At 32.7% G+C, this 13,512-nt stretch carries 17 protein-coding genes and 1 tRNA gene; 9 read left to right on the top strand and 9 right to left on the bottom strand.

The genetic code is table 11. The features are described from left to right. Positions 1-11: 11 nt before the first annotated feature. The 4 genes from PHR76_RS06360 to pdxA form a co-directional block, all read right to left on the bottom strand. Entirely contained in the window at positions 12-1,010 is a 999-nt protein-coding gene (locus tag PHR76_RS06360) for a beta-ketoacyl-ACP synthase III (protein ID WP_300059726.1), read from the bottom strand. Between the two features lie 162 nt (positions 1,011-1,172). Then, positions 1,173-1,367: a 50S ribosomal protein L32 gene (gene rpmF / locus PHR76_RS06355; protein WP_290857986.1), complete on the bottom strand. Its 195-nt coding sequence runs from the start codon at positions 1,365-1,367 to the stop codon at positions 1,173-1,175. A gap of 9 nt (positions 1,368-1,376) precedes the next feature. Next, entirely contained in the window at positions 1,377-1,916 is a 540-nt protein-coding gene (locus tag PHR76_RS06350; protein WP_300059720.1) for a DUF177 domain-containing protein, read from the bottom strand. An 84-nt stretch (positions 1,917-2,000) separates the two neighbouring features. Further along, positions 2,001-3,050 (bottom strand): 4-hydroxythreonine-4-phosphate dehydrogenase PdxA, encoded by a 1,050-nt coding sequence (pdxA, locus tag PHR76_RS06345; protein WP_300059718.1) that lies wholly within the window; start codon positions 3,048-3,050, stop codon positions 2,001-2,003. 57 nt (positions 3,051-3,107) lie between these two features. Here pdxA and PHR76_RS06340 point away from each other — a divergent pair, with 57 nt between their 5' ends. Next, complete coding sequence (locus PHR76_RS06340; RefSeq protein ID WP_300059716.1) at positions 3,108-3,698, top strand: riboflavin synthase; 591 nt, start codon at positions 3,108-3,110, stop codon at positions 3,696-3,698. 17 nt (positions 3,699-3,715) lie between these two features. Here PHR76_RS06340 and PHR76_RS06335 read toward each other — a convergent pair whose 3' ends face one another. The 3 genes from PHR76_RS06335 to PHR76_RS06325 all read right to left on the bottom strand — a co-directional run bounded on the left by PHR76_RS06335 (position 3,716) and on the right by PHR76_RS06325 (position 6,151). Next, positions 3,716-3,979 (bottom strand): hypothetical protein, encoded by a 264-nt coding sequence (locus PHR76_RS06335; RefSeq protein ID WP_300059713.1) that lies wholly within the window; start codon positions 3,977-3,979, stop codon positions 3,716-3,718. A 226-nt stretch (positions 3,980-4,205) separates the two neighbouring features. Next, positions 4,206-5,474: a HAMP domain-containing sensor histidine kinase gene (locus PHR76_RS06330; protein WP_300059710.1), complete on the bottom strand. Its 1,269-nt coding sequence runs from the start codon at positions 5,472-5,474 to the stop codon at positions 4,206-4,208. Then, positions 5,471-6,151: a response regulator transcription factor gene (locus PHR76_RS06325; RefSeq protein ID WP_300059707.1), complete on the bottom strand. Its 681-nt coding sequence runs from the start codon at positions 6,149-6,151 to the stop codon at positions 5,471-5,473. The genes PHR76_RS06330 and PHR76_RS06325 overlap by 4 nt, the downstream gene beginning before the upstream one ends. A 131-nt stretch (positions 6,152-6,282) precedes the next feature. Between PHR76_RS06325 and PHR76_RS06320 the strand changes: the two genes are divergently transcribed. Continuing rightward, entirely contained in the window at positions 6,283-8,241 is a 1,959-nt protein-coding gene (locus tag PHR76_RS06320) for a sulfatase-like hydrolase/transferase (RefSeq protein ID WP_300059704.1), read from the top strand. A 63-nt stretch (positions 8,242-8,304) separates the two neighbouring features. Continuing rightward, the gene (locus tag PHR76_RS06315) at positions 8,305-9,042 is read left to right on the top strand and encodes a phosphatase PAP2 family protein (protein WP_300059701.1); all 738 of its coding nucleotides are present in this window, start codon (positions 8,305-8,307) and stop codon (positions 9,040-9,042) included. A 59-nt stretch (positions 9,043-9,101) separates the two neighbouring features. Here the strand turns inward: PHR76_RS06315 and PHR76_RS06310 are convergent. Further along, a tRNA-Ile gene (locus PHR76_RS06310) sits at positions 9,102-9,175 on the bottom strand. Positions 9,176-9,328: 153 nt separating this feature from the next. Here PHR76_RS06310 and PHR76_RS06305 point away from each other — a divergent pair. The 6 genes from PHR76_RS06305 (at position 9,329) to nadD (ending at position 13,118) form a co-directional block, all read left to right on the top strand. Next, positions 9,329-9,685 carry an ArsC/Spx/MgsR family protein gene (locus PHR76_RS06305; RefSeq protein ID WP_300059698.1) on the top strand — a complete coding sequence of 119 codons (357 nt, stop codon included), beginning with the start codon at positions 9,329-9,331 and terminating at the stop codon, positions 9,683-9,685. Then, a complete protein-coding gene (locus tag PHR76_RS06300) occupies positions 9,678-10,559 on the top strand; it encodes a DMT family transporter (RefSeq protein ID WP_300059697.1) in 882 nt (293 codons plus the stop codon). Before PHR76_RS06305 ends, PHR76_RS06300 begins: the two co-directional genes overlap by 8 nt. A gap of 95 nt (positions 10,560-10,654) precedes the next feature. Then, positions 10,655-11,515 carry a YicC/YloC family endoribonuclease gene (locus tag PHR76_RS06295; protein ID WP_300059694.1) on the top strand — a complete coding sequence of 287 codons (861 nt, stop codon included), beginning with the start codon at positions 10,655-10,657 and terminating at the stop codon, positions 11,513-11,515. A gap of 78 nt (positions 11,516-11,593) precedes the next feature. Continuing rightward, positions 11,594-12,166 (top strand): guanylate kinase, encoded by a 573-nt coding sequence (gmk, locus tag PHR76_RS06290; protein WP_300059691.1) that lies wholly within the window; start codon positions 11,594-11,596, stop codon positions 12,164-12,166. Between the two features lie 79 nt (positions 12,167-12,245). After that, positions 12,246-12,464, top strand: coding sequence for a four helix bundle protein (locus PHR76_RS06285; RefSeq protein ID WP_366143573.1), 219 nt, complete (start codon positions 12,246-12,248; stop codon positions 12,462-12,464). A 72-nt stretch (positions 12,465-12,536) separates the two neighbouring features. Beyond that, positions 12,537-13,118 (top strand): nicotinate (nicotinamide) nucleotide adenylyltransferase, encoded by a 582-nt coding sequence (gene nadD, locus PHR76_RS06280; RefSeq protein ID WP_300059688.1) that lies wholly within the window; start codon positions 12,537-12,539, stop codon positions 13,116-13,118. 92 nt (positions 13,119-13,210) lie between these two features. Here nadD and PHR76_RS06275 read toward each other — a convergent pair. Continuing rightward, positions 13,211-13,512: T9SS type A sorting domain-containing protein (locus PHR76_RS06275; RefSeq protein ID WP_300059685.1), on the bottom strand; the 302-nt coding region annotated here is incomplete at its 5' end.

The raw sequence follows: 13,512 nt of genomic DNA, 5'->3' as shown, positions 1-13,512 counted from the left end.
TTTAGTTTTATTTATTTTTTATCGTAAGCCCATTTTAAGTAGATTGCTCCCCATGTAAATCCACCGCCAAAAGCAGCAAAGATAAGGTTATCTCCTTTTTTAAATTTGCTTTCAAAATCATTTAATAATAAAGGTAAAGTTGCGGAAGTGGTATTTCCGTATCGTTCAATATTAATTAAGACTTTACTTTCATCAAGCTTCATTCGGTTAGAAGTAGCATCAATAATTCGTTTATTGGCTTGATGGGCCACCAACCAATTGATATCATCGTGCGATAAATTATTGCGTTGCATAATTTTTTCACTCACATCGGCCATTCCTGAAACAGCATATTTAAAAACGGTTTTCCCATCTTGATAAACGAAGTGTTTTCTTTGATCAACCGTTTCTTGTGAAGCAGGTAAAATAGAACCACCAGCTTCAATTTTTAAAAATTCTCTCCCGATTCCATCACTTCGAAGGAATTCGTCCTGAAGACCAAGTCCTTCCGTATTTGGTTCAAACAAGACTGCTCCAGCTCCATCACCAAAAATGATGCAGGTAGCACGGTCAGTGTAATCAATGATAGAGGACATTTTATCCGCTCCAATTAAGAGTACTTTTTTATAACGTCCGGCTTGGATATAGGCTGCGGCAGTAGACATCCCGTATAAAAAGCTTGAGCAAGCCGCTTGTAAATCATAAGCAAATGCATTCACTGCTCCAATTTGGGTAGCCACATAAACGGCTGTTGTCGCAACAGGCATATCAGGTGTTGCTGTGGCCAAAATAACTAAATCTATTTCGGCAGGATCGAGATTTTTTTTCTCGATTAAATTTTGAGCAGCTTTTATAGCTAAAAAAGAAGTCCCTTTTCCTTCTTCCTTTAATAATCTTCTTTCTTTTATTCCCGTTCTAGAAGTAATCCATTCATCATTAGTTTCCACAAGGGTTTCCAACATTTCATTAGACAACACGTATTCAGGAACATAAGCACCAACTGCGGTGATGGCGGCTGTTATTTTACTCATAGGGTTTGCTATTTTTTCTTTTGTCCATGAAGGATAAAAGAGGTGGAAATTACAAAAAAAAATCTAAACTTTGTCGATTTTAAATGCTTATTTCGTTAAAATATAGGTATAACAAAAAACTCTCAACAAGTGAGAGTTTATCTTTATGCTATAAAAAAAGTACTAAGCAACCGCTTCAGTTTTGTCAATCACAACTTGGCCTCTGTAATACATTTTACCTTCATGCCAGTAAGCTCTGTGGTATAAATGTGCTTCGCCAGTGATTGGACAAGTAGCAATTTGAGCTACTGTTGCTTTATAATGAGTTCTTCTTTTGTCTCTTCTAGTTTTCGAGGTTTTTCTCTTTGGATGTGCCATTTTACTATATTATTTATCCGTTAATAGTTTCTTTAATTGATCCCACCGTGGGTCTGTTTCTTCTGTTTTCTTTTCTTTCTTCGTTTCTTTGACTGTCAATTCTTGCAGTTTTTCGATAGCTTCTGATTGTAATGTTCCGTCTTTTACACCGGGATGAACTCTTTTTAAAGGAATGGACAAGACAATCATTTCATAAATGTATTGTGCTAAATCAATTTGAAATTCGCCATGAGGTAATATCAATATTTCTTCATTTTCATCATTAAAAGCATCTCCAAATTGCACAATAAGGTTGATATTTCCTTTTATAGGCAAATCAAATACTTCATTGGTCAAATCACAAGGCACCTTAATGGTTCCTTTGTGTTTGAAGTGTAACTCTAACAAGGTTGCTTTTTTTTCTAAAACAACCGTTGTTTTGATGCTACAGCTTTCAAAATCATCATATTCAAAGCGATCAAAGAACTTTTTATCTATTTGAAAGTCAAATTGATGTTTTCCTAGCTTTAATCCGACAAACGGAATTAAAAATTCATTAGATACTTTCATCTCCTCAACAATTTGTCCCAAAAATTGGGTTTGCAAAGATATAAAATTATCGCAAATCCAATACAGTTATAAACATTTTTTTGTTTAAAACTGTTTTTCTTTTGTTTTTAGGGGGTTTTCGGTAATTTGAGCATACTCAATTCTGGCTTTATAGATATCTATTGCTAAATAAACTGCTTCTTTAAACGAATTATTATCGGCTTGGTTTTTTCCCGCAATCTCAAATGCAGTTCCGTGATCGGGTGATGTTCGGATTTTATCTAAACCCGCAGTGTAATTTACGCCATGTCCAAACGAAAGTGTTTTAAACGGAATCAATCCTTGATCGTGATAACAAGCAATAACCGCATCAAAATTTTCATGTGCTTTTTGTCCAAAAAAACTATCAGCTGCATAAGGACCAAAAACAAAAGTCCCTTCGTCAAACATTTTTTTAAGTGTTGGCCGAATCACCTCATCATCCTCTTTACCAATTACGCCTTGATCTCCACAATGTGGATTAAGTCCTAAAACTGCAATTTTTGGTTTGCTGATTTTAAAATCTTGAACCAATGTGTGCTTAATCGTTTTAATTTTTTGACGAATTAATTTTTCTGTCAAATGTTTTGAAATTTCTGAAACGGGCACATGATCAGTTAATAAACCCACCCGCAAATTATCATTTACCATCAACATAAGGGCATCTCCTTCTAGTTCTTGATTAAGATAATCGGTATGTCCAGGAAATTTAAATTCTTCCGATTGAATATTGTATTTATTAATTGGAGCCGTGACCAATACATCAACAATTCCTTCTTTCAAGGCTTGGGTTGCGGCTACGAAAGACTTAATTGCATAATTTCCAACAATTTCATCGGCAACGCCATATTCTAAATTAAAACTTTCTTTCCACAAATTGAACACATTAATTTTTCCCGGGACAATTTGTTCCAATTTATCAATGCCATGAAGTACCGCTGTAGATTCAAAGCTTTTACGAAGAAAGGATAATATTTTTACATTGGCAAAAATCACAGGCGTGCAAAGCTCTAACATTCTCGCATCTTCAAAAGTTTTGAGTACCACTTCACATCCAATGCCGTTTAAATCGCCAATTGAAATTCCAACCAAGATATTTTCTGCTTTTTTAACCATGTCTTCCCGTAATTTATTGCTACTTTTGAAGTGCAAATTTAAGAAAATAAAACGCAAATGTTTACAGGAATCATAGAAACTCTTGGAATCATCCAAGATATTCAACGTGAAGGCAGTAATCTTCATCTATCTGTCTCTTCTTCTATTACCCCTTCTTTAAAAATTGATCAAAGTTTGGCACACAACGGCATCTGTTTAACCGTAGTGGCAATTAAAGAAGAAATGTATACGGTAACCGCCATTCAAGAAACAATTGATAAAACAACAATTGGTGATTGGAAAATTGGTGATATTCTAAATTTAGAACGAGCAATGAAGCTCGATGCCCGACTTGACGGCCATCTTGTTCAAGGTCATGTTGACCAAATTGGGCATTGCATCGCAATAAAAGAATCAGAAGGAAGTTGGTATATTACTTTTGAATATGATCCAGCTTGGAAAAACATAACCATTGAAAAAGGTTCGATTACAGTAAATGGTGTGAGTTTAACCGTAGTGAATTCTAAACAAAACGAATTTAGTGTCGCAATTATTCCATATACTTACGAACACACTAATTTTAAAAACTTTCAGATTGGGAGTAAAATTAACTTAGAATTTGATGTCATTGGCAAATATGTCTCTCGATTATATCAATTTAATCGATAACAAAAAAAAACTCTGAATTACTTCAGAGTTTTTTTTAGTTGAATATTTTTGAATTTATAAAAAGCAATCAGTAAACCCACAACAAAAAGAACTGGTATCCAATTATCAATTGGTGTACCTGGTGGTGGTGGCGTTGGTGGTGGTGGAGCATTTTGTGCTTGAACAGTATAACCTGAAATAAGCAAAAGGCAAACTCCTATTTTAACCAAAAATTTATTTGGGACAATTCTCATAGTGTGTAAAAGTAAATAAATTTTCTTTGTAACAAAATATTTTGACAAATAAAGTAAAAATCTCTATAAAACAAAAACTAAGTTGTTATTATTTTAAGCTCTTTCTACCAAATTCATAAATCATCGCCAAAAGTACATAATTTTTGATAATCTTAACACTTTGCAAAGTTATATTAACGTAAAATATATCTTTTTGGTTTGTTTTTAAAAAAAATTTTGAATTTTAAAATTATTTAATCGTATTCTGAGTCATTTTGTTCAAGTCAAAATTACCTTAATTCTTTTTTTGTTGAAAAGAAAAATGATGTAAACCTTCTTTAAATGAATAGTTTATTTTAATTGCATTCATTTCTGCAATTTCCTTGACAATCGCAAGTCCGAGACCAACTGAATAACTTTCGTGCGATTTCTTTTCAAAACGTTCAAAAATCAATTGCTCATTTAGCGGATTTGACTCACCCGTATTCGCTATACAAAAAATAGTGTTTTCTGTAAAAATCTTAATTTTACCGCCACGAATATTATGTCGAATAGCATTTAGAATCATGTTGTTTAGTAATATATAGGATAATTCTTCGTTTATAAAAAAGGCAAAATTAGAAGCAACTTTAATTTCTATTTCTAACTCTTTACTCAGCATGTATTCCTCTTGCTGTTCTATAATTTTAGTAATAATCGGCAGTAAAAAGACTTCGGTATCCGTTTCAAATTGACCATTTTCAATTTTAGACAACAGCAATAACGATTTGTTAATTTTACTCAATCGGCTTGTAGCATCGTCAATTGAGGCCAACAATTTCATTTCATATTCTGCTAAATTTTTTGACTGTAGCAGTAAATCAATTTTCGATTTGATAATTGCAACTGGTGTTTGAAATTCGTGCGAAGCATTTTCTGTAAATTTCTTTTGATTAGAAAAATCCAAAATCATTTTATCGGTCATCAACTGAATGGCTTTGTTTAATTCTTGAAATTCGTCAATAGATGTTTCTTTGAATACTACTCGATTTCCTTCTGAAACCCTGAATTTCTTTACACTTTTTAAGGTTTCAAAAAAAGGATTCCAAATACGTCTAGAAATTCTAAGATTAATGTAGATTATCGTGAGTAACAACAAAACTAAAAGACTCATGAATACAAAAAAGATAACCTCCAAAATTTCATGGATTTCGATAGAGCTTTTCCAAACTTGAATCCGGTAATTTTTAGCATTAATTCGCACACTTTTTTGCAGTGTTTTATAGGAAATATATTCAGATTCCGTTTCTGAAAACACTAAGGTGTCTGAAAACCGAGGTTCAATCAATTCATCGATTGCAATTTCTTTAATAAATAACTCTCTGTTTTCTTGAAATACACCTAAAATTAAGGAATCACCTTCTTTTAATTGTTTTTCAACCACTCGCATCCGCGAAGAAAGTAAGGCTTTATTGCTTTCTCCAATTTCATGCAACATAAACCAATAGCTAAAAAAAGCAGAAATTATAAAAACAGGCATCGCAAATAAAATATAATAACGACTCGTTTTAGTAATTAATTTCATACTTCTGTTTTAAATGAATAGCCAATACCATAAACAGATTTGAGGTAATCTGTGCAATGAGCTTCGATTAATTTTTTTCGTAAATTTTTAACATGATTGTAAATAAAATCAAAGTTATCAAATTGATCGGCATTATCGCCCCAAAGATGTTCTACCAATGCGTTTTTTTGAATTACCCGATTTTTATTGATGATGAAATATTCTAATAAATCAAACTCTTTACTTGTTAAAACAACAATTTTTTGATGTACTAAAACTTTTCGTTCTTCTGGAAAGAGTTCAATTTCGTTTAGTTTTATTGAAGCAGTTCCTTCAAAATTATTTCTCCGAATTAATGCTTTGATGCGAGCATTTAATTCTGCCAAATAAAAAGGTTTAGGCAAATAATCATCAGCTCCTAAATTTAATCCATGGATTTTATCGTCAACAGCGTTTTTGGCAGATATAATAATAATACCTGTTTTTGGTCTTCTGTTTTTTATTTCTTTAATCAAATCTAAGCCAGAACCACGCGGAAGCGTAATATCAACCAAAACACAATCATATTCATACAGGTGGATTTTTTCATAAGCTTGGTCATAATTGGTGGCAAATTCTACTAAAAATTTTTCCATTTCTAAATATTGACCAATGCTTTCTTGCATTTCAAGCTCATCCTCAATTAGGAGTACTTTCATTTTTTTATAAATTAATTTATCAAAAATCGGTCTAGAAACTGTATCAATTCTATTTATTTTAGTAAAGTGGTATCAAAAATACAGATTTGATACAGATTTGAGGTTGAATTTTGCTCTCAAATTTATAATGCATGAAAAATCTTTTTCAATTTAATAACCGTTATGCTTTATTAAAAGCGGCTAACCTATGGTTTTTACTCTTTTCGTTTTTATTGAGAATTATTTTCATGATTTGGCATTTTAATGAAGTTTCTTTTAAATTGGCTGATTTATGCTTGACTTTTGGATTAGGTTTTTTATTTGACTTGGGTTTGTGTGCCATGATTTCGCTTCCTTTTATCTTTTATATAGCTCTAATTCCAACTAAATGGATTGGAAGTGTTTTTGATAAATCAGTGATTTATTTCTTTTCTACGTTGACTTTGTTTATTTTAGTATTTGTCTTTTTAGCAGAAATTACATTTTGGGAAGAATTCAAAAATCGTTTTAATTTTATTGCTGTCGATTATCTTATTTATACGTTTGAAGTATTGGCTAATATTCAACAATCATACAACTTACCTTTACTGATTGGAACGGTGGTGGCGTTTACCGTTGCGATACTTTATTTTTTTTACAAAAAAAAGACATATTTTAACACATTCACCACAAAAGTATCATTAAAAACGCGTTTGCTAACTCTAGTGATTTGTAGTTTAATCATTGTTTTTTATGTCGCTTTTATTCCGAATAATTTAGCGGAGACTTCCAGCAATCGCTACAATACCGAGATTTCTAAAGCTGGAATTTATTCCTTTTTTGCTGCTTTTCGAAACAATCAAATTAGTTATCAAAAGTTTTATACCACTATCGACAATCAAAAAGCTTTTGGAATTATCAAATCGAAATTAAAAGAACCAAACTCAACGTTTACCTCCGTCAATTATCCAATTCATCGGTTAATTAACAACAAGAAGGAAGCCGCAATAACGCAAAAGAATGTCGTTTTTATTTTAGTTGAAAGCCTAAGTGCTAGTTTTTTGAAGAAATTTGGTAATCAAGAAAACATCACGCCTTTTTTAGACAGCTTGACCAACAATTCCCTGTTTTTTGATAATTTATATGCTACTGGAACACGAACTGTTCGCGGGATGGAAGCAGTAACTTTGTGCATTCCACCAACTCCAGGACAAAGCATTGTTAAACGTCCTGAAAATCAAAATTTATATACCATTTCCAATGTTTTTAAAGCCAAAAACTATCAATCAAATTTCTTTTATGGCGGCGATGGCTATTTTGATAATATGAATGCCTATTTCGGCGGTAATGGATTTGACATTTATGACCGTGGACGAGGAAGTGTTTTGAATGACAACATCAAAACCGCTAGACATAATATTGATGATGATGAAGTAACTTTTGAAAACGCATGGGGCATTTGCGATGAAGATTTATATGACAAAATGATTTCTGTTGCCGATCAATACCATCAAGAAAATAAACCATTCTTCAATTTTTTGATGACCACTTCAAACCATCGGCCTTATACTTATCCTTCAGGGAAAATTGACATCCCATCAGGTACAGGAAGAGCTGGTGCTGTAAAATATACGGACTATGCGTTACAACATCTTTTTCAAAAAGCAAGTCAAAAACCGTGGTTTAAAAACACCATTTTTGTAATTGTAGCCGACCATTGTGCAAGCAGTGCTGGAAAAAATGAAATCGATATTGCTAATTATCACATTCCCGCTTTTATAGTGAATGCCCCGGTTGCCAATCAAATTATTGCTAAACAATGTTCACAAATCGATTTGTTTCCCACTTTATTTGGCATTATGAATTGGAAATATGAATCTAATTTCTTTGGAAAAAACGTATTAAACGAATCTTTTGAAGAACGAGCATTGCTCGGCACATATCGAAAACTGACCTTGATGAAGCAAAATAAGGTGCTGATTTTATCAGACCAACAAAAACAAACATTTAATGAATGGGACAAAGAAACCAACAATTTAAAATCGTTACCAATGAATCAAGCTTTTTTGGAAGAGACAATTGCTTGGTATCAAACGGCTGATTTCTTGTTTACAAATAAACTTTTAAAATAGAATAAAAGAGGAAAAAAAACTACTTTTTGTCACCACTCTTGTTCCATTTTAAAGTTTTAAAAAATGTTAAAAAAAATTGCACTCAGCTTACTCTTATTGTCTAACGCCTTATTTTCGCAAGAGCAACTTAAGGATAGTTTAAAAACAAATCCGTTACATTACAAGGCTTTAATTGCTCCAACTATTTTGATAGGCTACGGAGTTATTGGAATTGAAAGTGATTTTCTTAAAGGATTTAATGCCGAAATTAAAGAAGAAGTAAACGAAAATATCGACAAAAGAATTACTATCGATGATTTTACACAATATTTACCTGCTGCTAGTGTTTATGGATTAAATGCAATTGGCGTTGAAGGAAAACATGATTTTAAAGACCGATCAATCATTTTGGCCACCTCTTACCTATTAGTTTCTGGAACGGTTTTAGGTTTAAAAAGCGTCACCAATGTCGAAAGACCAGACGGCTCGTCTAACAATTCATTTCCTTCCGGGCATACAGCAACTGCTTTTGCCGGTGCCGAATTTTTATGGCAAGAATACAAAGATCAATCCATTTGGTATGGTATTGCTGGCTATGTAGTGGCAACCGGAACAGGACTTTTCCGGATTTATAATGACCGTCACTGGCTAACAGATGTAGCTGCTGGAGCAGGAATCGGGATTTTATGTACCAAAACAGCTTACTGGCTTTACCCGAGTATTCAAAAAATATTGTTTAAAAAAGAATCGACGACCAAACTTTCGGCAGCACCATTTTATAACGGAAAACAATATGGAATTGGATTAAATTGTCGGTTCTAAACGATGATACTCAAACCAAAAAACAAAAAGCTTTCCAAATAAATGGAAAGCTTTTATTGTGGTCCCACCTGGGCTCGAACCAGGGACCACCTGATTATGAGTCAGGTGCTCTAACCAGCTGAGCTATAGGACCAGTTTAGAGAGTGCAATATTAGTACTATTTTTCCATTTACTCAAAATTAATTGCGTATTTATTACATCTATGCTCACCACTCTTTTTAATTTAATCTTAATTATCTGATTTAGAAATACTCAAAAAGTGCTTACTTTTGCTAAAATTTTCAAAATGAAAAAAATTTATTACCTCAAAACCTGTGATACGTGTAAGCGAATTATCCAATCTCTTCCAAACTTAGAAGGTTTTGTTTTTCAAGACATCAAAGAAAATCCCATCACGGTAAAACAGTTGGAGGGATTACATAAGCTTACACAAAATTACGAAGTCCTTTTTAGCAAACGGGCAAAACTTTATAAAGAAAGAGGTTTAAAAAATGAAACATTAACCGAACCGGATTATAAACAGTTTGTTTTGGAACATTACACTTTTTTAAATCGCCCTGTGATTGTCATTGACAACCATATTTTTGTTGGGAATAGTCCCAAAACAGTGCAAGCCGCCATTGAATTTTTAAGTCATGAGTAAACGGACTTGGGCCTTACTCGCTGCTACTTTGGTCTCTATCATTTACGGTGTTACTTTTACCATTGCCAAAGATATCATGCCTGCCTTTATCGAGCCTTTTGGCTTTATTTTGCTACGAGTAGGCGGTTCTGTTGGTCTGTTTTGGCTCATTTCATTTTGGGGACCAAAAGAAAAAATTGCAAAAGAAGATTTTCCTAGAATTATTGCTGCCGCTTTTTTTGGAGTTGCCCTTAATATGCTCTTGTTTTTTAAAGGGTTGAGTTATACTTCGCCCATAATGGGAGCAGTTTTAATGGTCACAACGCCTATGATTGTTTTGATTCTTTCAGCTTTTATGATGAAAGAAAGAATGAAAAAATTAAAAATTTTGGGAATCATTCTTGGTTTAGTTGGAACCATTTCACTCATCTTATACGGAAAATCTGTTATCAATGCTCCCAACGAAATGCTTGGAAATCTTTTGGTTTTTATCAATGCCATTTCCTACGGTTTCTACTTGATAATTGTTAAAAAATTAATGGACAAATACAATGCCTTTACGTTTGTAAAATGGATATATACCTTCGGCTTTTTGATGGTTCTACCGTTTGGTTGGAGTGAATTTGATGCCATAAATTGGGCTGTAATTCCAACTGATATTTATTTAAAAATAGGATTTGTGGTTGTTTTCTCCACCTTTTTAACCTATTTATTAAATTTAATTTCGATGCGTGAATTGAAGCCGACAACCGTAGCTGTTTTTATTTATTTGCAACCCGTTTTTGCTACTATTTTTGCCATTAGTTTAGGAAAAGATTCCTTGAGTTGGATTAAAGTCGGTTCGGCCGTTTTAATTTTTATAGGAGTTTATTTAGTCACACAGAAGAAAAAATAGTTTACAGTCGCAGTTTATAGTCACAGTAAAACAGTAAACTGCGACTGAGAACTGTAAACTTTTAATTATCTTTGAAAATATTTTTTACAAAAAACATGATACAATCAATGACTGGTTTTGGAAAGTCAACTTTACAGCTTTCCACCAAAAAAATAACAGTAGAAGTAAAATCGTTAAACAGCAAAGGATTAGATTTAAATGTCCGAATGCCTTCGATTTATCGAGAAATGGAATTGGGCTTACGAACCATCATTGCACAACAACTAGAGCGTGGAAAAGTAGATTTTTCAATTTATATTGAAGTTACAGGCGAAGAAACATCTTCAAAAATAAATGTACCGATTGTAAAAGGTTACATCAACCAAATGAAAGCGGTTATTCCAAATGCTGATGAAACGGAATTGATGAAAATGGCTGTACGAATGCCAGATGCCTTAAAAACAGAACGCGATGAAATTGACGAAAACGAGTGGAATGAAATCATGAAAGTGGTTGTTGAAGCGTTAAAAAATATTGGAACATTCCGCGTAGACGAAGGTAAATCACTCGAAAATGAATTCGTATCAAGAATAGATAACATCCGAAACTATATGAATCAAGCGGTAAGTATGGATGCAGAACGAATTGAAACGGTAAAAACCCGTTTGCGAACAGCTTTAGACGAATTAGAGGCCAATGTAGATGAAAATCGTTTTGAACAAGAATTGATTTTTTATCTTGAAAAATACGACATTACAGAAGAACGTGTTCGCTTAGAAAATCACCTAAATTATTTTATAGAAACCATCGCCGGTACTGAAGCTAATGGAAGAAAATTAGGTTTTATCACTCAAGAAATTGGACGAGAAATAAACACGATGGGTTCCAAATCGAATCATTCCGAAATGCAAAAATTAGTGGTCATGATGAAAGATGAATTGGAAAAAATTAAGGAACAAGTTTTAAATGTTTTATAGCGTAATTAGTGATTAGTGAATAGTAATTAGCCCTCTACTTACTATTCTCTAATTACTATTCACTAATCACTAAAAAAAATGAATAAAGGTAAATTATTAGTTTTCTCTGCTCCTTCGGGTTCAGGAAAAACCACAATTGTTAAGCATTTATTGGCTCAGGCCGATTTAAATTTAGAGTTTTCTGTTTCTTGCACCACAAGAGAAGCAAGAGGCGAAGAAATCGATGGAAAAGATTATTATTTCATTTCTTTAAAAGAATTTAAAAACCACATAAAAGCAGAAGGTTTTGTAGAATGGGAAGAAGTATATCGCGATAATTTTTACGGAACATTAAAAAGTGAAGTAGAACGCATTTGGGCAAAAGGGAAAAATGTTATTTTTGACATTGATGTTGCTGGTGGATTGCGAATTAAATCAAAATTTAAACAAGAAACTTTAGCCGTTTTCGTAAAGCCTCCAAGCATTGACGAATTGAAAATTCGATTAAAAAAACGTTCTACCGAAAGTGATGATAAAATCAATATGCGAATTGCAAAAGCATCGGTAGAATTAGCTACCGCTCCACAATTTGATAAGGTTATTAAGAATTATGATTTGGAGGTAGCGAAAGCAGAAGCCTATCAATTGGTCAAGGAGTTTGTTTGTGAATAGTAAAAAGAGTAATTAGCGAAAAATTAGTGATATAAATTTATCTAAAGATTTATTAATCTGGAAAAAAGGAATTACAATTGTGAAATTAGTATATGTACTTTCAAGTCAATTAAAAAGAGCATCTATTTCTATTCCCTCAACTATTGCTGAAGGTTCTGGCAGAAATACCGATCAATCTTTTAGTCACTTTCTAGATATCGCAAGAGGTTCTTTGCTTGAGATTGAAAATCAGTTAATTATTGCTAAAGAACTAGATTATACTACTAATGAAGAGATATACCGAGAATTATTAAACTAAATTGAAGAAGAATCTAAAATGATAAACGCTTTTTCTAAAACTTTGAAAAACTAATCACTAGTAACTAAAACAATGAAAATCGGACTCTATTTTGGCACTTTTAATCCCATTCACGTGGGACATTTGATTATTGCCAATCACATGGCTGAATATTCTAATTTAGATCAAATTTGGATGGTTGTAACGCCACACAATCCGCACAAGCAAAAAAGCACCTTATTAGACGATTACCATCGGTTAGAAATGGTTCATTTAGCGACAAAAGACTATCCAAAAATCAAACCTTCAGACATAGAATTTAAGTTACCTCAACCTAATTATACAGTAAATACGCTAGCGTATCTTCAGGAGAAATTTCCAACTTATGAATTTTCTTTAATTATGGGTGAAGACAATTTAAATTCCCTTCATAAGTGGAAAAACTATGAAGTCATTCTTCAAAATCATGAAATTTATATTTATCCAAGATTAAAATCAGGTGAAGTGAATGAGCAATTTAGAAATCATTCTAAAATTCATCAAGTTGATGCTCCCATCATTGAGGTTTCTTCAACATTTATTAGAGAAAGTATTAAAAACGGAAAAAATGTTCGAGCTCTTTTGCCAGAACATGTTTGGGAATTTGTGGACCACAATTTATTTTACAAGCATTAAACCACCTTTTGTTTAAATATAAATCATTTTTAAAAATAAAAACCTCCGATTGCTCGGAGGTTTCTTGTTTTAATTGCGATAGTTCGCTTTTCTTATTGTTTTACCACTCGAATAGTTTGGGTATTTTCACCTTGATTAACTAGTACATTGTAAACTCCTGATGGATAACCCTCGCCAATAGTTTGGCTAGATAATCCGTCTACTTTGATTTCTCTAGTTTCTAACAATCTTCCGGTCATGTCATAAATAGCTAGACTTACTGGAGTTGTATTGTTGGTTTTTAAATCAAGTGCAAAACTGTTGTTGAATGGGTTTGGATAAGCCACTGCTTTGAATTCGCCCATTAACATATCTGTTCCAACTGTAGTTCTAGTAATTGGTGTGATTGGTCTTC

Origin of the sequence: Flavobacterium sp. (assembly GCF_028689845.1) — a bacterium.
Taxonomy (GTDB): domain Bacteria; phylum Bacteroidota; class Bacteroidia; order Flavobacteriales; family Flavobacteriaceae; genus Flavobacterium.
This window is presented reverse-complemented; position numbering and strand designations above follow the sequence as displayed.